Origin of the sequence: Microbacterium sp. EST19A (assembly GCF_019969685.1) — a bacterium.
Lineage (GTDB): Bacteria > Actinomycetota > Actinomycetes > Actinomycetales > Microbacteriaceae > Microbacterium.
In genome coordinates, this window is the sequence record NZ_JAHXYZ010000001.1 from 1,341,818 (window position 1) to 1,359,676 (window position 17,859).

11 protein-coding genes and 2 tRNA genes are annotated in these 17,859 nt (G+C 69.1%); 9 read left to right on the forward strand and 4 right to left on the reverse strand.

Annotated elements, in window-relative coordinates:
• Nucleotides 1–31: 31 nt before the first annotated feature.
• The 7 genes from gyrA (at nucleotide 32) to LC452_RS06630 (ending at nucleotide 6,294) form a co-directional block, all read left to right on the forward strand.
• The gene (gyrA, locus tag LC452_RS06600; protein ID WP_223623436.1) at nucleotides 32–2,587 is read left to right on the forward strand and encodes a DNA gyrase subunit A; all 2,556 of its coding nucleotides are present in this window, start codon (nucleotides 32–34) and stop codon (nucleotides 2,585–2,587) included.
• Nucleotides 2,584–2,988: a DUF3566 domain-containing protein gene (locus LC452_RS06605; protein ID WP_223623438.1), complete on the forward strand. Its 405-nt coding sequence runs from the start codon at nucleotides 2,584–2,586 to the stop codon at nucleotides 2,986–2,988. The genes gyrA and LC452_RS06605 overlap by 4 nt, the downstream gene beginning before the upstream one ends.
• A 130-nt stretch (nucleotides 2,989–3,118) precedes the next feature.
• Nucleotides 3,119–4,387: a sensor histidine kinase gene (locus LC452_RS06610; protein WP_223623440.1), complete on the forward strand. Its 1,269-nt coding sequence runs from the start codon at nucleotides 3,119–3,121 to the stop codon at nucleotides 4,385–4,387.
• Nucleotides 4,375–5,064: a response regulator transcription factor gene (locus LC452_RS06615; RefSeq protein WP_223623442.1), complete on the forward strand. Its 690-nt coding sequence runs from the start codon at nucleotides 4,375–4,377 to the stop codon at nucleotides 5,062–5,064. Before LC452_RS06610 ends, LC452_RS06615 begins: the two co-directional genes overlap by 13 nt.
• Complete coding sequence (locus tag LC452_RS06620; RefSeq protein WP_223623444.1) at nucleotides 5,061–6,035, forward strand: DUF4097 family beta strand repeat-containing protein; 975 nt, start codon at nucleotides 5,061–5,063, stop codon at nucleotides 6,033–6,035. The genes LC452_RS06615 and LC452_RS06620 overlap by 4 nt, the downstream gene beginning before the upstream one ends.
• Before the next feature lie 85 nt (nucleotides 6,036–6,120).
• A tRNA-Ile gene (locus LC452_RS06625) sits at nucleotides 6,121–6,194 on the forward strand.
• Between the two features lie 27 nt (nucleotides 6,195–6,221).
• Nucleotides 6,222–6,294 (forward strand) — tRNA-Ala (locus LC452_RS06630).
• 8 nt (nucleotides 6,295–6,302) lie between these two features.
• Here LC452_RS06630 and LC452_RS06635 read toward each other — a convergent pair.
• Entirely contained in the window at nucleotides 6,303–6,779 is a 477-nt protein-coding gene (locus LC452_RS06635) for a DUF3253 domain-containing protein (RefSeq protein WP_223623446.1), read from the reverse strand.
• Nucleotides 6,780–6,838: 59 nt separating this feature from the next.
• On the reverse strand, nucleotides 6,839–7,669 hold the full coding sequence (locus tag LC452_RS06640) for a helix-turn-helix transcriptional regulator (RefSeq protein ID WP_223623448.1): 831 nt from the start codon (nucleotides 7,667–7,669) through the stop codon (nucleotides 6,839–6,841).
• Nucleotides 7,670–7,745: 76 nt separating this feature from the next.
• Here LC452_RS06640 and ilvD point away from each other — a divergent pair, with 76 nt between their 5' ends.
• Nucleotides 7,746–9,650 carry a dihydroxy-acid dehydratase gene (ilvD, locus tag LC452_RS06645; RefSeq protein WP_223623449.1) on the forward strand — a complete coding sequence of 635 codons (1,905 nt, stop codon included), beginning with the start codon at nucleotides 7,746–7,748 and terminating at the stop codon, nucleotides 9,648–9,650.
• Nucleotides 9,651–9,760: 110 nt separating this feature from the next.
• Here ilvD and LC452_RS06650 read toward each other — a convergent pair whose 3' ends face one another.
• Nucleotides 9,761–10,543 carry an alpha/beta fold hydrolase gene (locus LC452_RS06650; RefSeq protein ID WP_223623451.1) on the reverse strand — a complete coding sequence of 261 codons (783 nt, stop codon included), beginning with the start codon at nucleotides 10,541–10,543 and terminating at the stop codon, nucleotides 9,761–9,763.
• Nucleotides 10,544–10,552: 9 nt separating this feature from the next.
• Nucleotides 10,553–11,572: a LacI family DNA-binding transcriptional regulator gene (locus tag LC452_RS06655; protein WP_223623453.1), complete on the reverse strand. Its 1,020-nt coding sequence runs from the start codon at nucleotides 11,570–11,572 to the stop codon at nucleotides 10,553–10,555.
• Between the two features lie 194 nt (nucleotides 11,573–11,766).
• On the opposite strand from LC452_RS06655, the gene LC452_RS06660 reads away from it, so the two are divergent.
• On the forward strand, nucleotides 11,767–17,790 hold the full coding sequence (locus LC452_RS06660; protein WP_223623455.1) for a GH92 family glycosyl hydrolase: 6,024 nt from the start codon (nucleotides 11,767–11,769) through the stop codon (nucleotides 17,788–17,790).
• Nucleotides 17,791–17,859: the final 69 nt, after the last annotated feature.

The following is a 17,859-nucleotide window of genomic DNA, read 5'->3' on the forward strand; positions in this document are numbered from 1 at the left end:
CAAGCCCGCAGCCTGAAGAGAAGACACACACATGACTGACGAAGAACGCCCCGTCCCCGAGCACGATCACGGCAAGATCGACCAGGTCGACCTGCAGTCCGAGATGCAGCGCAGCTATCTCGACTACGCCATGGCCGTCATCGTCGGCCGCGCCCTCCCCGATGTCCGCGACGGTCTCAAGCCCGTGCACCGCCGTGTCATCTACGGCATGTACGACGGCGGGTTCCGCCCCGACAAGTCGTTCTCGAAGTGCGCCCGCGTGGTCGGCGAGGTCATGGGTCAGTACCACCCGCACGGTGACACGGCGATCTACGACGCCCTCGTCCGTCTGGTGCAGCCGTGGGCACTGCGGTATCCGCTGGCTCTCGGCCAGGGCAACTTCGGCTCCCCCGGCAACATGGGTGCCGCGGCTCCCCGGTACACCGAGACCAAGATGGCTCCGCTCGCGCTCGAGATGGTGCGCGACATCGAGGAAGACACGGTCGACTTCCAGGACAACTACGACGGTCAGACCCAGGAGCCGACGGTTCTCCCGGCCCGGTTCCCGAACCTGCTCGTCAACGGCTCCGTCGGCATCGCGGTCGGCATGGCCACCAACATCCCGCCGCACAACCTGCGCGAGGTGTCGGATGCCGCGCTCTGGGCGCTCGACAACCCCGGGATCAGCCGCGAAGAGCTGCTCGACGGTCTGATCCAGCGCGTCCCGGGCCCGGACTTCCCGACCGGCGCGCAGATCCTCGGCACCAAGGGCATCCACGAGGCGTACCGCACGGGTCGCGGCTCGATCACGATGCGCGCGGTCGTCAACGTCGAAGAGATCCAGGGCCGCACCTGCCTCGTGATCACCGAGCTGCCGTACCAGGTCAACCCCGACAACGTCGCGGTCAAGATCGGTGATCTCGCCCGCGACGGCAAGATCACCGGCATCGCCGACATCCGCGACGAGTCATCCGACCGCACCGGTCAGCGTCTCGTCGTCGTGCTCAAGCGCGACGCCGTCGCGAAGGTCGTGCTCAACAACCTGTACAAGCACACGCAGCTGCAGGAGAACTTCGGCGCGAACATGCTCGCGATCGTCGACGGCGTGCCGCGCACGCTGGCGATCGACGGTTTCGTCACCCACTGGATCGCCCACCAGATCGAAGTGATCGTGCGCCGCACGCAGTACCGCCTCAACGAGGCCGAGAAGCGGATGCACATCCTGCGCGCTTACCTGAAGGCGCTCGACGCGCTCGACGAGGTCATCGCGCTGATCCGCCGGTCGCAGACGACACAAGAGGCGAACGAGGGACTGCAGAAGCTCCTCGACATCGACGACATCCAGGCCGACGCGATCCTGCAGATGCAGCTCCGTCGTCTCGCCGCACTCGAGCGTCAGAAGATCATCGAGCAGGCCGAGGAGCTCGAGGCGCTGATCACGGACTACAAGGCGATCCTCGCCGACGAGGGTCGGCAGCGCACCATCATCCGCGAAGAGCTCACGGGCATCGTCGACCGCTTCGGCGACGAGCGCCGCACGCACATCCTGCACGGCTTCGACGGCGACGTGTCGATGGAAGACCTCATCGCCGAAGAGGAGATGGTCGTCACCGTCACGCGCGAGGGCTACATCAAGCGCACGCGCAGCGACAACTACCGTTCGCAGCACCGCGGCGGCAAGGGCATCAAGGGTGCACAGCTGCGGGCCGACGACATCGTCGAGCACTTCTTCGTCACGACGACGCACCACTGGCTGCTCTTCTTCACCGACAAGGGCCGCGTCTACCGCGCGAAGACCTACGAGGTGCCGGAAGCCGGCCGCGACGCGAAGGGCACGCACGTCGCGAACCTGCTCGCCCTGCAGCCCGACGAGAGCATCGCTCAGGTGCTCGACATCCGCGACTACAACGTCGCCGAGTACCTGGTTCTCGCGACGCGCGAGGGGCTGGTGAAGAAGACCCGTCTCGAGGCCTACGACACCAACCGTCAGGGCGGCGTCATCGCGATCCGCCTGAACGATGAGGACGAGCTGGTCAGCGCGCTGCTCGTCGACGCGTCGGACGACATCCTCCTGATCAGCCGCCGCGGCATGTCGGTGCGGTTCGAGGCGACCGATGAGGCGCTGCGTCCGATGGGTCGCGCGACCGCGGGTGTGCGGGGCATGAAGTTCAAGCTCGATGACGACAGCCTGCTCTCGGCATCCTTCGCCGCACCCGGGAAGTTCGTCTTCGTGGTCACCGACGGCGGGTACGCCAAGCGCACCGCCGTCGAGGAGTATCGCGTGCAGGGACGCGGCGGAACGGGCATCAAGGTCGCCAAACTGAACGACGATCGGGGCACCCTCGCGGGCGGTCTGATCGTCTCGGAGGACGACGAGGTCTTGGTGGTTCTGTCCAGCGGCAAGGTGGTACGCTCTGCCGTGGCCGAGGTGCCCGCCAAGGGCCGAGACACCATGGGAGTGGTGTTCGCACGGACGACGGATGCCGACCGGATCCTCGCCATCGCCCGCAACGGCGAGCGAGGCCTCGCAGATGACGAGGCGGAGGCGGACTCCGAGACCGCGGCCCCCGAGACGACACCGACACCTGAGGAAAGCACGGACGAATGAGCACAGTAGCCGACAAGCTGGCGAAGAAGTCCACACGCAAGACGGGCGGCAAGCAGGTCCGCCTGCGTCTGGTCTACGTCGACTTCTGGTCGGCCGTGAAGCTGTCGTTCCTCGGAGCGGTCGCGCTCGCGGTCGTGACGATGGTGTCGTTCTTCCTGATCTTCCTGGTGCTGCAGGCGACGGGCATCATGGCGACGGCCGATGAGTTCGTGCGCAGCTTCACCGACGGGGCGATCCCGCTCTCCGAGCTCGTGGGCCTGCCGCAGGTGATGGCCTTCGCTGCCGTCGTCGCGATCCTGAACCTCATCGTCTTCACGGTGCTCGGTGCCGTGATCGCCGGTATCTACAACCTCGCCGTGAAGGTGACCGGCGGCCTGCTCGTCGGCTTCATGTCGAACTGACTTCGCGTTTCGAAGGGGCGGATGCTGCGGCATCCGCCCCTTCTGCGTCTGCGGGAACTACGGAAAACCCGAAGCCAGGAGTCCGGGTGACTCGGTGTTCCGCGGGACGAACCGTCCGTACCTTGGAACCATGACGACACACACTGCGCCCCCGCCGCAGGCTGCGGCCGTGAAGCCGCCGCTGCGCATCTTCCTCACCGTCCTGCATCTGGCAGGAGTCGGTGTCCTCGGCGGCATCATCTTCACCACGCTCGGCGGCCTCCTCGGCACCGGGCTCGGCCTTCTCTTCGCCGCGGGCGTCGGTGTCATCCTGCTCGTCGGCCTGGTCTACGCGCTCTTCGGCGTCGGCTGGTTCGAGGTCGCCCGGGTCAGCGCGCTGTACCGCACGCCGATCGCGCCGCTCCGACTGCGCCAGCGGGACCGTCCCGGTTTCGGCGGATGGCTGCGCTCGCTCGGCCGGCAGGCGATCGACGGCCGCATGTGGCGCGCTGTCGCGAACTTCGCGATTGCGGCGATCCTCGGTTTCATCGTCCTCCGGCTCTTCTGGAGCCTCATCTGGTCGATCTTCATCGCCTTCGCACCTCTCACCGAGGCCGAGTCGGTCATGGGACCCTTCGGCGGTGGCGGCATCCCCGTGGAATGGGCGCCGCTCGTCGGCATCCTCGGCATCGCGGCATCCATCGTCGGCATCTTCGGTCTCGCACTGCTGCACCGCACGCTCGCCCTGGCGATCGTGATCCGCAGCCGCGAGGCGGAGCTCACCGAGCGCGTCCGCACCACGACGGCACAGCGTGAAGGCGCGGTGCGGGCGGCGGATGTCGAGCGCACCCGCATCGAGCGGGATCTGCACGACGGCGTCCAGCCGCGGCTGGTCTCGGTCGGCATGACCCTCGGGCTTGCCCAGCAGAAGATCGACAACGATCCGGATGCCGCGAAGGAGCTGATCGCGGAGGCGCACACCTCGACGAAGGCAGCCATCACCGAGCTCCGGCAGCTCGCCCGCGGCATACACGCCTCCGTGCTCGACGACCGCGGTCTGGATGCGGCGCTCTCCGCGCTCGCCGGACGATCGCACATCCCCGTGCACCTCGACGTGCGCATGGACGGACGGTGCAGCCGAGAGGCCGAGGCCGCGGTGTACTTCGCGATCGCCGAATCCCTCACCAACGCCGCGAAGCACTCCCGAGCGAGTGAGGCGCGCGTGATCGTGAGGCTGCGAGACGGCGGCACCCTCTGGGCCCGCGTCGAGGACAACGGCATGGGTGGCGCGCAGGTGCAGCCCGGCGGCGGACTCGACGGCATCGCGAACCGCATCCTCGCGGCCGGCGGAACCTTCCGCCTCGACAGCCCGGTCGGCGGACCGACCTCGCTGGAGGTGAACGTGCCATGCGCATCCTGATCTGCGAGGACTCGGTCCTGCTGCGCGAAGGTCTCGTCCGTCTTCTCGAAGACGCCGGTCACGAGGTCGTCGCGGCGCTTCCTGACACGAGCGGCCTCGGCGAAGCGGTGGAGACCACCGATCCGGAGCTCTGCATCCTCGACGTGCGGCTCCCCCCGACCTTCACCGACGAGGGGATCCGCGCGGCGCTGGGACTGCGGTCCACGCATCCGTCGCTCGCGATCCTCGTGCTCTCGCAGTACGTGGAGGAGCGGTACGCGTCTGATCTGATCGCCGCGCAGGGCGGCCCGCTCGGCTACCTGCTCAAGGACCGGGTCGCCGATGTGGCCGAGTTCCTCGCCTCGGTGCAGCGCATCTCCGAGGGGGCGACCGTGCTCGACCCCGAGGTCGTGGCGCAGCTGCTCACCCGACGGAACCGCGATGACCGGATGCTGCGTCTCACCGAGCGCGAGCGCACCGTGCTGGCGCTGATCGCCGAAGGCAAGTCGAACCAGGCGATCGCCGGGCTCCTCTTCCTCTCGGAGGCGAGTGTCGAGAAGCACATCACCTCCATCTTCCAGAAGCTGGGCTTCGAGCAGGGCGAATCGGGAAACCGTCGCGTGCTCGCCGCCCTCGCCCACATCGAGAACACCGGTGGCCCCGTGCCTCCGGCCGGCCCGACAGGAGTGGCACGATGACGAACGAACAGAACGAACCCACGGGCGGGCACACCCCGCTCACTCCCCCGCCCGCCTCGGCTCCGCAGGCATCGGCTCCGCAGGCATCGGCTCCGCAGGGACCGACGCCCCCGGCATCCGACGAATGGGTCACGGAACCCGTCGAGGCGCCCCGCCCCGACGCCGCACCCACGCGCTCCTCCGGCACCACCGCGATCATGGTCGTCACCGCCGTGGTCGGCGGCATCGCGCTGCTCGGCACCGGCGGCACCGCCGCTGCCGCGGCCACCGGTGACCTGCTGAGCTCGAGCCTTCCCGACTCGGTGCAGACCGTGGGGGTGGACGGGATCGACGGCGTCGACCTCGACGTCGACGGCAGCAGCATGCGCATCGAATTCGGCGAGGTGGAAGAGGCGGAGTTCTCGCTCACGAACGGGCGACCCTCCTGGACGTTCGAGCGCGACGGCGACGAGCTGATCGTGCGCAGCCCCGAGTCCCGCTGGGGCTGGTGGTTCGGCAACTGGTTCGGTGACGAGGAGATCGCGGTGCTCACCCTTCCGGAGAGCCTCCGCGGCGAGATCGACGGCGACCTGACCCTGGATGCCGGAAACCTCGACGTCGTCGGAGACTTCGGTGAACTCAGCATTGACGTGGCCGCCGGTGCACTCGATGTCGAGGGATCGGCCGAGAGCCTCGACATCGACATGAGCGCCGGTCGCGCCGACGTGCTGCTCGACAACGTGAGCACCGCGGTGCTCGGCGTCTCGGCGGGCAACCTCGATGTCGAGCTGACCGGCACCGCGCCGAGCCAGACGATGATCGACGTGAGCGCCGGATCGGTCGATCTCACGGTGCCCGACGAGTCCTATGCCATCACGCAGGACATCAGCGCCGGCTCGCTCGACGCGAAGGTCGACCAGTCCGGTGGTGACCGCCGCACGATCGACGTGACGCTGTCGGCGGGAAGCGTGACCATCCGCCCCGGCAACTGACCCCACTCGAGCGCGAGGCCCCGGCGAGGGCCTCGCGCTCGATTCGGATTTTCCGCCTTTCTCCGGTAAAGTCTTGGAGGTTGACGGGGCTATAGCTCAGGTGGTTAGAGCGCTTCACTGATAATGAAGAGGTCCCAGGTTCAAGTCCTGGTAGCCCCACACTTTCAATTCAAGAAACACCCTCACGGGGCCTTAGCTCAGTTGGTAGAGCGCCTGCTTTGCAAGCAGGATGTCAGGAGTTCGAATCTCCTAGGCTCCACATTCTTTTCAGAGTGATGGACCGCGGCTGATCCGCACCGGTCCTCGCGCTTCTTCGATCCGCACGGTCTGGCCCTTCTGGGTCACGACGATCTCGTCGCGGCCGGCGAGCTCGGCGGCCACACGTCGGACATCGTCCATGCGCGATCGCCAGGAGCCGCCGCCGATCGCTCGCGCCACGTCGCTCGGACAGATCGACGACTCGCTGCGTTTGCGTACGAGGGCTCGGATGGCGGCTGCCGCGCGCTCCTCGAACGCGGCATCCGTCGGTTCCTCCCACCACGGTTCTCCGCGCTCGCCGAGGGCGGTCTTCGCGTCATGCACCCGTCGCCGGGCGTCGTCCTCATCCGACTTCACCGCCCGTCGCGCAGCCATCAGCTCGTCCACGAGCTCCTGCCGGAAGGCCTCGGGGATCGACGGATCGGTCGCGCGCCAGCGCCGGCCGTCGACGACGATGTGGTGGCCGTCCGGTGTGTGCTCCGTCATGCCCAGCAGTCTGCCCGCCGATATCTCACCTGCACAGAGGCTTGACGGATGACGCGTCGTCAGTCGCGGCGGCGGAAGAACCTCGCACGGGCCGCGGCATCCGACGGGGTGTACACGACGAGCTGGATCTCGGTCTGATCCGACGGGCGCAGCTGGTGGTGCTCGAACACGAGCCGCCCGAGCGTCGGATGCTGGAACACGCGCTCCCGGGATTCGAACCCGCGCACGTCGTGGCTCTCCCAGCGCTCCCGGAACTCCGGGCTCGCCTCCATGAGACGCCCGACCAGGTCGCGGTAGCGGGGGTCGCCGAGTCGTGGCCCGGCCTCAGCACGGAACTCGGCGAGGAAGCGGCGGCTGGTGTCGTCCCAATCGTCGAGCAGCTCGCGCACCGCCGGGTCGGTGAAGATCAGCCACAGGAGGTTGCGCTGCTCGGGCGGGGTGGTGGCGACGTTCGGGTAGAGCGCCTCGTACGCGCTGTTCCATCCAGCCACGCCCCAGTCGGGTGCGAGCGCGTAGGCCGGGTGCTCCTCGAGCGCGTCGAGGAAGCGCTGCACGTGCGCGGGAGCCGTCTCGACCGCCTCGCCCGAACCGGGGCGGGTGGGCGAGAATCCGGCCAGGCGCAGCGCATAGTCGTGCTCGGCCACGCTGAGATGGAGTGCCGTCGCGACGGCATCGAGCACCTGTCGCGACGGGTTGATGTCTCGCCCTTGCTCGAGCCAGGTGTACCAGGTGACGCTGACGCCGGAGAGGTACGAGATCTCCTCGCGCCGAAGGCCGACGGTGCGACCGCGGCCTGCGGGAGGGAGACCGTACGCACCGCGGTCGAGCTGCTCGCGCCGGGCGCGCAGGAAGGCACCGAGCTCCTTGCGCTGCTCCTCGTCGCTCGCCATGGAACAAACCTAGTGCTCCCACTACTAGTGTCAGCGCCGTCTTCCGGCATCCGTCCGCCCCGGCGAGAGTGGAATCATGCCCACCCCTCTTCGCTCCCGCACCGTCACGCATGGCCGCAACGCCGCCGGCGCCCGTGCCCTCTTCCGCGCCGCCGGTGTCGACGCCGCCGACTTCGGCAAGCCGATGATCGCCGTCGCGAACAGCTTCACCGAGTTCGTCCCCGGCCACACGCACCTGCAGCCCGTCGGACGCATCGTCTCCGATGCGATCTCCGCCGCCGGCGGCATCCCCCGCGAGTTCAACACGATCGCGGTCGACGACGGCATCGCGATGGGCCACGGCGGGATGCTGTACTCGCTGCCGTCGCGGGACCTGATCGCCGACTCGGTCGAGTACATGGTCAACGCGCATCAGGCGGACGCCCTCGTCTGCATCTCGAACTGCGACAAGATCACGCCGGGCATGCTGATGGCGGCGCTGCGCCTGAACATCCCGACCGTGTTCGTCTCGGGCGGTCCGATGGAGGCGGGGCGGGCGACGCTGGTCGACGGCTCCGTGCGCACGCTCGACCTGGTCGATGCGATCTCCGAAGCGGCGAACGACACGGTGTCGGATGCCGACATGAAGCGCATCGAGGAGAACGCCTGCCCGACCTGCGGCTCGTGCTCCGGCATGTTCACCGCGAACTCGATGAACTGCCTCGTCGAGGCGCTCGGCCTCGCGCTCCCCGGCAACGGCTCGGTCCTCGCGACGCACACCGCCCGCCGCGCACTGTACGAGCGCGCCGGCGAGGTGGCGGTCGAGATCACCCATCGCTTCTACGACGAGGACGACTCCTCGGTGCTCCCCCGCGAGGTCGCGAGCTTCGCCGCCTTCGAGAACGCCATGGCCCTCGACATCGCGATGGGCGGTTCGACCAACACGATCCTGCACCTGCTCGCCGCCGCGCACGAAGCCGGCATCGATTTCGGTCTCGACGAGATCGACGCCGTCTCGCGTCGGGTGCCGTGCCTGGCGAAGATCGCGCCGAACCCGGCCTACGGCCGCATGTACTACATGGAGGACGTGCACCGCGCTGGCGGCATCCCCGCCGTGCTCGGCGAGCTGCGCCGCGGCGGACTGCTCGACGAGAACGTCTCGACCATCCACTCGACGTCGTTCGCGAGCTGGCTCGACGACTGGGACATCCGCGGCGGGAAGGCGACGGATGCCGCGCGCGAGCTCTGGTACGCGGCGCCCGGCGGCGTGCGGTCGTCGAGCGCGTTCTCGCAGTCGGAGCGCTGGGCCGCTCTCGATGAGGATGCCGCGACCGGCTGCATCCGCGACGTCGAGCATGCCTACTCGGTCGACGGCGGTCTCGCGGTGCTGCGCGGCAACCTCGCGGTCGACGGAGCGGTCGTCAAGACGGCCGGCGTCGACCCCTCGATCCTGGTGTTCTCCGGCCCCGCCGTCGTCTGCGAGTCACAGGAGGAAGCGGTCGCGAAGATCCTCGGCAAGAAGGTGCAGCCGGGCGACGTGGTCGTGATCCGGTACGAGGGTCCGAAGGGCGGACCCGGAATGCAGGAGATGCTGCACCCGACCTCGTTCCTCAAGGGACGCGGCCTGGGCAAGGTGTGCGCGCTGATCACCGACGGGCGCTTCTCCGGTGGCACGTCCGGTCTGTCCATCGGCCACGTCTCACCCGAGGCGGCCGCGGGCGGGGTGATCGCGCTCGTGCAGGACGGCGACATCATCGACATCGACATCCCGTCGCGCTCGATGGTTCTCCGCGTCGACGAGTCCGAGCTCGAACGGCGCCGTGCGGTGCTGCTCGAAGAAGGCGGCTACCGGGCGAAGGATCGGGTGCGGCCCGTCACGCCGGCGCTGCGGGCGTATGCGGCGATGGCAACCTCGGCGGACCGTGGTGCGGTGCGCGATGTCGATGCGGTCGAGCGCGCGCTGCGCGAGCAGGAGGTGCGGCAGGCCGCCGCTCTCGTGTGACGCGGTGCGCGGTCCGGAAGGGCATGTGCGCTTCAGAAGGATGTCTGCGCGGCATCCGTCCTTCCGAAGTGCACAAGTCCTCCGGAAGGGGCGGCGAGAAACGGGGCCGTTCAGTCGGAGGCTACGGTCCGCGCGAGTTTCCGGCATTCCTCGAGCACCTCGACGGGATGCGTGAGGTGCACCGCGTGCTCGGCCCGCGGCCAGCTCACGAGCGTCGCACCGAGGGCGGTCGCGAGGTTCTCGTGGGCGCGCCGGATGCTGTCGCCGGGCTTGCGATCGGCGGTGACCACGACAGCGGGAACGTGCCGGATGCCGGTCAGATCGAGATCGCGCGAGATGTCTTCGATGCCCACCACGGCCCTGCCGAGCTTCGCCGCGTCGAGGTCGGTGATGGTGAGCATGGCCTCGCGGGTCTCGGCATCCATTCCGTGACGGGCGGCCGACTTCCTCGCGCTGCGGCGCAGCATGCCACGGAGGAGGCTCCCGATCACCGGCGCGTCGAACAGCTTCACGCTGAGCCTCGCGTTGCGCGCGACCTTCGCAGCGAGGTCCGGGTCGTTGATCGGCGTCGGGTCGAGCAGCACGAGGCCGGCGACGTCGTCAGGGTGCTGCGCGGCCAGCAGCAGCGCGGCCGCACCACCCAGGCTCTGCCCCACCGCGATGACCGGTCCGATCCCGGCCTCGAGAATCGCGTCGTGCAGGGAGTCTGCGGCGACGCGCAATCCGTCGGGCTCGTCGGACGGACCGTTGCCCGGGCGGTCGTAGAGCAGCACGCGGCAGCCGGGATCGGCGAGCAGGCCTTCGACCAGACCGGGGAAGAAGCCGTCGACCGCCTCCGCGCCGCCGGGGAGCAGGAGAACCGCAGGACCTGATTCACCGACCACTTCGACCATGGTCCGACTCTAGCCGCGGCCCGCCGTGGATCGCCGGGCGATGAGCCGCATGGGCAGCACCACGTTCTCGAAACCGCGGGTGCGGTCGCTCAGCCGAGAAACCGCGAGCCGCGCCGCCTGCCGTCCGAGCGCCTCGACGTCGCCGGTGACGACGCTGATGCCCAGCACCTGCGCCCATTCGGGCTCGTCGAAGCCGATCACCGCCGGTGCGGGCCCGGGGCCCTCCGCGATCTCCTCCATGACGCCCAGGAGGATGCGGTTGTTCCCCGCGACGACGGCCGTCGGCGGATCCGAGAGGGCGAGCAGGTCGCGCATGCACGCACGTGACGAGGTGACGTCGTGCGCGTCGGTGCGCAGCAGGTCGCGCCAGTCGGCATCCGTGCTGTCGAGCACGTCGCCCATGCCGGCCAGACGCTCACGGTACGTCGGCAGCCATGCGTAGTCTCCGATGAAGGCGATGCGACGATGTCCGGCCTCGATCAGGTGCCGCGCGGCCAGGCGCCCGCCCTCGCGGTTATCGAACACGACCGAGTCGGCTTCGACGTTCTCGGCGGGGCGGTCGACGAAGACGACGGGGATGCCGCGCGACTGCAGCTGCGCATAGCCGGCGTGGTCGGGTGTCGCCGAGACGGTGATGACGGCCTTGGTCTGCCGATCGGCGAGGTCGTGCGCGACCCGCTGCTCCTGCTCGGCCGATTCGCGGGAGTTCGCGACGGAGAGGTGCATCCCGTGCGGACGGATCTCGTCTTCGATCGCGTGCGCCAGCGCGGAGTAGAACGGGTTCGTGAAGTCCCCGGTGATCAGTCCGATGGAGTCGGCGAGGCGTCCGCTCGCGAGCAGGCTGGCGGCGGCGTTGCGCTGGTAGTCGAGCTCGGCGGCGGCGGCGAGCACGCTGGCGAGGGTCTTCTCGCTGACGTAGGACTCTCCGCCGAGCGCGCGCGAGGCCGTCTTCAGGCTGACGCCGGCGCGGGCCGCGACCTGCGCGAGTGTCGGACGAGGCACGACGGCCTGATCGTCTGGTGTGGTCATGCGTCCCCCTGCCGCCGGGGCGGCGGATAGCTCATTATGGCGGGCCATGGATGTGAGATGCATCTTCCGGACATCACCGGCGCTGTGATAGCGTCCTCATCATATGACAGCGGTGTCATAAACGTTAAGCCGCCTCGCGAGGGCGATGAGCGGCGGACGGACGACACAGAGCAGTGAAGTTTCGAGGAGCAACCATGAGGGTCCCCAGCCCCACGCCCGCACGACCCGCCCGCCGATCAGCGGTCGCCGCCGGTATCGCGCTCGCCGTGACCGCCGCGATGCTGACGCCGATGCAGGCGTCCGCCGCAGCGCCGGCGACGTTCGCATCGTCGTTCGAATCCGCGGATGCCGCGCCCGTGCTGACCGGCACCGGTGAAGCGGTCAACGTCACCGGTAGTCGCTTCGTGCCCGGCAGCGTGCTCGGTGGAGTCACCGCGGTGACGGCATCCGCTCAGAACGCCCCGGGCGAAGGCGCCGCCTTCGTCGCGGATGGCAACGCCGCGTCGAAATGGCTCGCGTTCACCAACAAGGCCTGGGTGCAGTACCAGCTGGCGGCCGCGCAGCCGATGGCGAGCTACACGCTCACCTCGGGCAATGACGAGCCCGACCGCGACCCGAAGGACTTCCGCGTCCAGGGGTCGAACAACGGCACCGACTGGATCACCGTCGACGAGCGCTCGGGCGAGTTCTTCACCGGCCGCGGCGAGACCCGCTCGTTCACGCTCGCGACGCCCAGCGCGTCGTTCCTCTACTACCGGCTCGACGTGCTGGCCACGAAGACGCCGAGCAAGAACATCGTGCAGCTCGCCGGCTGGGAGCCGATCGCCGTCGACGGCGCCACGGCCGAGCCTGCCGACCTCATGCTGCAGATCGGGAACGGCCCGACCAGCTCCGACACCGCGAAGACGGGCGTCGGCTTCTCCGGCACCAAGGCGCTGCAGTACACCGGCCGCCATCTCGACGCGGGCCCCGCGTCGTCGACGAGCGTGCTCTACGACGACGTCGAACTCGCGGTCGAGGACGACAGCGAGCTCTCGTACCTCGTCTTCCCCGTGCTCGACGGCGAGCAGACCTACGCCGCCACCTTCGTCGCGGTCGACCTGACGTTCGACGACGGAACGACGCTTTCCACCAGCGGCGCGGTCGACTCCTACGGCTACGGCGCGAACGCGCGGCAGCAGGGACAGGCGAACGTGCTGTGGCCCAATCAGTGGAACAAGGTGACGGTCGACCTCGGCCAGTTCGCGGGCCGCACGGTCGACGACATCCTGTTCCGCTACGACCACCCCGGCACCGACGTCAAGGGCGTCGAGGTGCCGACCGGCGCCACCGCGTTCAGCGGCTGGCTCGACGACGTCGCGATCGGCACGGCGGAAGAGCGCGACACCTCCGACGGTCTCGTCTCCTATGTCGACACCCGACGCGGCACGAACTCGACAGGTGGGTTCTCGCGCGGCAACAACCTGCCCGCGACCGCCTGGCCGAACGGCTTCAACTTCATCACGCCGATGACGAACGCCGACAACGTCGGCACGCTCTACCAGTACCAGCGCGCGAACAACGCGCAGAACCTCCCCGCCCTCAACGGCATCGGGTTCTCGCACCAGCCGAGCATCTGGATGGGCGACCGCAACCAGATCGCCGTGATCCCCGCCGCGAACGCCGACCCGACGTCGTCGCTCAACGACCGCAAGCTCACGTTCCGCCACGAGAACGAGACCGCGCGGCCCGACATCTACGGCGTCGAGTTCGACAACGGCATCAACACCGAGGTCACCGCCACCGATCACGGAGCGATCTACCGCTTCGAGTTCACCGGCGACGCGAGCTCGGTGCTGATCGACCAGCTGGTGAACTCTTCGAAGCTGACGATCTCCGGCGACACCGTCTCCGGCTGGGTCGACGGGGGCTCCGGCTATCCCGGACGCACCCGCATGTACGTGTACGGCACGTTCGATCGCCAGCCCGCGAACGCCGGCGCGACCACCCGCGGCGACCGCAACGGCACCGCCCGCTTCGCCGCCTTCGACACGACCACCGACCGCACGGTCGAGCTGCGTCTGTCGTCGTCGTTCATCTCGCAGGACCAGGCGAAGGCGAACCACGGCCTCGAGCTCGACGGCGTCTCGTTCGACCAGGCGCACGCCGCCGTCCGCGATGCGTGGAACGAGCGCCTCGGCGTCGTGCACGACGTCAAGGGAGCGAGCGACACGCAGCTCGTCACCCTGTACTCGAGCCTCTACCGGCTGAACCTGTACCCGAACTCGCAGTTCGAGAACACGGGCACGGCATCCGACCCGGTCTACCAGTACGCGAGCCCGGTCTCGCCGACCACGGGACAACCGACCGACACGCAGACCAACGCGGCGATCGTCGACGGCAAGGTCTACGTCAACAACGGCTTCTGGGACACGTACCGCACGGCCTGGCCGCTCTACTCGCTGCTGTACCCCGACGTGACCGAAGAGCTCGTCGACGGATTCGTGCAGCAGTACCGCGACGGTGGATGGATCGCCCGCTGGTCCTCCCCCGGCTACGCCGACCTGATGACGGGCACGAGCTCCGACGTGGCGTTCGCCGAGGCCTACCTCGCCGGCTCGCTCAGCACCGACACCGCACTCGAGGCCTACGACGCGGCGGTCAAGAACGCCACCGTGCTCCCGGCATCCAACGCCGTCGGCCGCAAGGGTCTCGGGCAGTCGATCTTCCTCGGGTACACCGAGGCGACGACGCACGAGAGCGCATCATGGGGCCTGGAGGGCTACATCAACGACTTCGGCATCGCCGAGATGGCGAAGGCCCTCTCCGAGGACCCGAACACTCCGGCCGAGCGCGTCGAGCAGCTGAAGGAGGAGGCGACCTACTTCGAGGCGCGTGCCGAGCACTACGTCGAGATGTACAACCCCGAGGCGGGCACGTTCACGTCGCGCAACGCCGACGGCTCGTGGACCTCGGGTGCGGACTTCGATCGCAAGGCCTGGGGCGGCGCCTTCACCGAGGCGAGCGCCTGGACCTTCGGGTTCCACGCCCCGCACGACGTCGACGGGCTGGCGGCGCTGTACGGCGGCCGCCAGGGACTCGTCGACGAGATGCACGAGTTCCTCACCGTCCGCGAGAAGGCCGACTACTCCGGCATCCACGAGGCGCGCGAGGCCCGCGACGTGCGACTCGGCATGCTCGGCATGTCGAACCAGATCGCGCACCACATCCCGTACGTGCTCGCCGAGGCCGGTGACCCGTCCGGGGCGCAGGAGCTGATCCGCGACATCCAGGACCGTCTCTTCGTGGGGTCCGACATCGGCCAGGGCTACCCGGGCGATGAGGACAACGGCGAGTTCTCGGCCTGGTACGTCTTCTCGGCACTCGGGTTCTACCCGCTCGAGGTCGGCTCCGGCGACTACACGATCGGCACGCCGCTCTTCGACAGCGCGACGCTCTCGATCGGCGACAAGGATCTCGTGATCAACGCTCCCGGTGCATCCGAGGGCGCGGACTACGTGGCCGGCGTCAGCGTCAACGGCGAGGCGATCACCGAGACGACGTTCGACGGCGACCTGGTGCGCGAGGGAGGCACGCTCGACTTCACGATGAGCGAGACCCCGTCGGCCTGGGGCGCGAAGGACCTCGGCGAGCAGCTCGAGGTGCCCACCACGCTGGTGGATGCCACGAAGCCCGGCCGCGGCACCCTCACGGCGACCGACGGCACGCCGGTCGGATCCCTCGTCGACGACAACATGAACTCGAAGGTCACGTTCGCCGGCGACTCCGCCGAGCTCGTGTGGACCTCGCAGTCCGGACCGGTCTCGATCGGGCAGTACACGCTGACGAGCGCGGCCAAGGCCGATGCCCCGTCGAGCTGGAAGCTCGAAGGCTCCATGGACGGCACGACGTGGAACGAGATCGACAGCCGCGAGGCCGAGTCGTTCACCTGGGACACGCAGACCCGCCCCTTCACCGCGAAGAGCGCCGACGGCTACACCAGCGTCAAGCTCACGCTGCAGGGTGCGAGTGCGACCCTCGCCCTGTCCGAGGTCGAGCTGTTCGCCTCCGCCTCGGCGGCTGACGGGCTCTCGATCGCCGCAGGCCCCGCCCAGCGCGTCGCGGTCGACACCGAGTTCACCGGCCAGCTGGCGACGATCGTCGGGACCGAGACGGATGCCGCCGGCTACACCGTCACGGTCGACTACGGCGACGGCACCGAGGTGGCGGACGCGGCACTCGTGCGCGACGACCTCGGCGGCTGGAAGGTGAGCGCCCCGCACACCTTCACCGCTCCGGGTACTTACTCGGCCGTCGTCACGGTGCGCGACTCCGCCGGAGCCGTGGCCCAGGCCACCGCGTCGGTCGTGGTCTACCGCGACGAGACCTTCCTCGGAGCCTTCAACAACGTCTGCATCGGCGACCTCGGTCTGACCGCGGCCAACTGCGACTCGCAGGGCCACGGCTACTACCGCGACAAGCTGGCGGCCGACGGATTCGTGCAGGGTCAGACCCTGACGATCCCCGGCACGGAGCTGACGTACGACCTTCCGGCGGTGGCGGCGGGTGCTCCCGACAACATCACCGGTGAGGGCCAGACGGTCAAGCTCTCGCTCGGCGCCGGCGCGACGCAGCTCGCGTTCATCGGAACCGCGACCGAGAGCAACCGCGACTCGGATGCCGTGCTGCACTTCACCGACGGCAGCACGCAGACGGTGACGATCAGCCTCGGCGACTGGGTCGGCGCATCGGGCAGCCCCTACAAGAGCAACACCGTGCTCACCGTCTCGGAGGGTCGCCTCTCCGGCACCGGCGCGGAGTCGGGTGGTGCCAAGAACACGGCCATCTACGCCACCGCACCGATCGCGCTCGACGTGGACGCCGACGGCGCCCCGAAGGTGGTCGAGTCGCTGACGATGCCGACGGAGCCGGGCGAACTGAACGACGGACGCGTGCACCTGTTCGCGTTCGCCTCGGACGGCGACCGGGCGGCCACCGCGCCGCTCGTCGTCGAAGCCGGCACCGTGCCCGGCCAGATCGCCGGAGAGTCGTTCGATGCGACGCTCGCGACGGTCACCGGCGGCACGGATGACACCACCGCGGTCGTCAACTGGGGCGACGGGTCACCCGTCGTCGAGGTCGACGTCACCGACGGCGCCGTGGCCTCGAGCCACACGTACGCCACGGCCGGCACCTTCACGGTGACGATCACGGCGGACGACGGCGTGAAGTCCGCCGAAGCCGCGGTGCAGATCGCGGTCGAGGAGCCCGTGCCCGCGTACGAGCCCGAGATCGTGGTCCCGGCCGAGGCGCAGCCGGGTGACACGGTCGCGTTCACGGGAACCGGCTTCGCTCCGGGTGAGAACGTCTCGATCCGCATCGACGACGAGGAGCCGGTCGTCGTGCAGGCCACGGATGCCGGCGCGATCAGCGGCGAGCTCGGAGTGCCCGAAGATGCGCTGGACGGCGACCACCCGGTCGTCGCTCTCGGCGATGTCTCGAACACCGAGGCACGCGCATCCATCCGCGTGTCGGCCGACACCACCACGCCGAAGGACACCACGGTCGCGCTGGTCGCGGGGTCGGACGACCCGGTGGCCGGCGAATCCGTGGCCCTGATCGCGACCGTGAAGCCCGCGGGCGCGGCCGGCAAGGTCGACTTCCTCGAGGGTGACACGGTGGTCGGTTCGGCCACGGTCACCGGCGGGACGGCCAGCGCAGACGTGCTGATCGCCACGTCGGGCGAGCACACCTTCATCGCCCGCTTCGTGCCGTCGGACCCGGAGGCCTACAACGGCTCCGACTCCGAGCCGCTCACGCTCGACGTGCGCGGCACCCCGGTGCTGGACGCGGAGGTCGTGCTCGGACAGAAGAGCGTGGTGCAGGGCGGCAGCCTGGAGATCACCGGCCGCGGCTTCGCGGCAGGCGAGACGGTCACCGTGACGCTGCACTCCGACCCGATCCGCCTCGGACAGGTCACCGCTGACGGGACCGGAGCATTCCGGATCGTCGTGACCGTGCCCGCTTCCGCTCCGGTCGGCGCGCACACCCTGATCGCCGTGGGCGCGGACTCCGGTCTCAGCGCACAGGGTGCGCTGCAGGTGACCGCGGCAGCCGGGAACGGCGACGGTCTCGCAGGAACGGGCGGGGCGATCCCCCTCTCGCTCCTCGCCCTGGTGCTCGTGCTGCTCGCAGCCGGCAGCATCCTGGTGATCCGCCGCCGGCGCCAGGAGGCCTGACCCCCGCAGGCCCCACGAAACCGCCCTCCCGGTCATTCCGGGAGGGCGGTTTCTTCCGCGTGGGGAGCC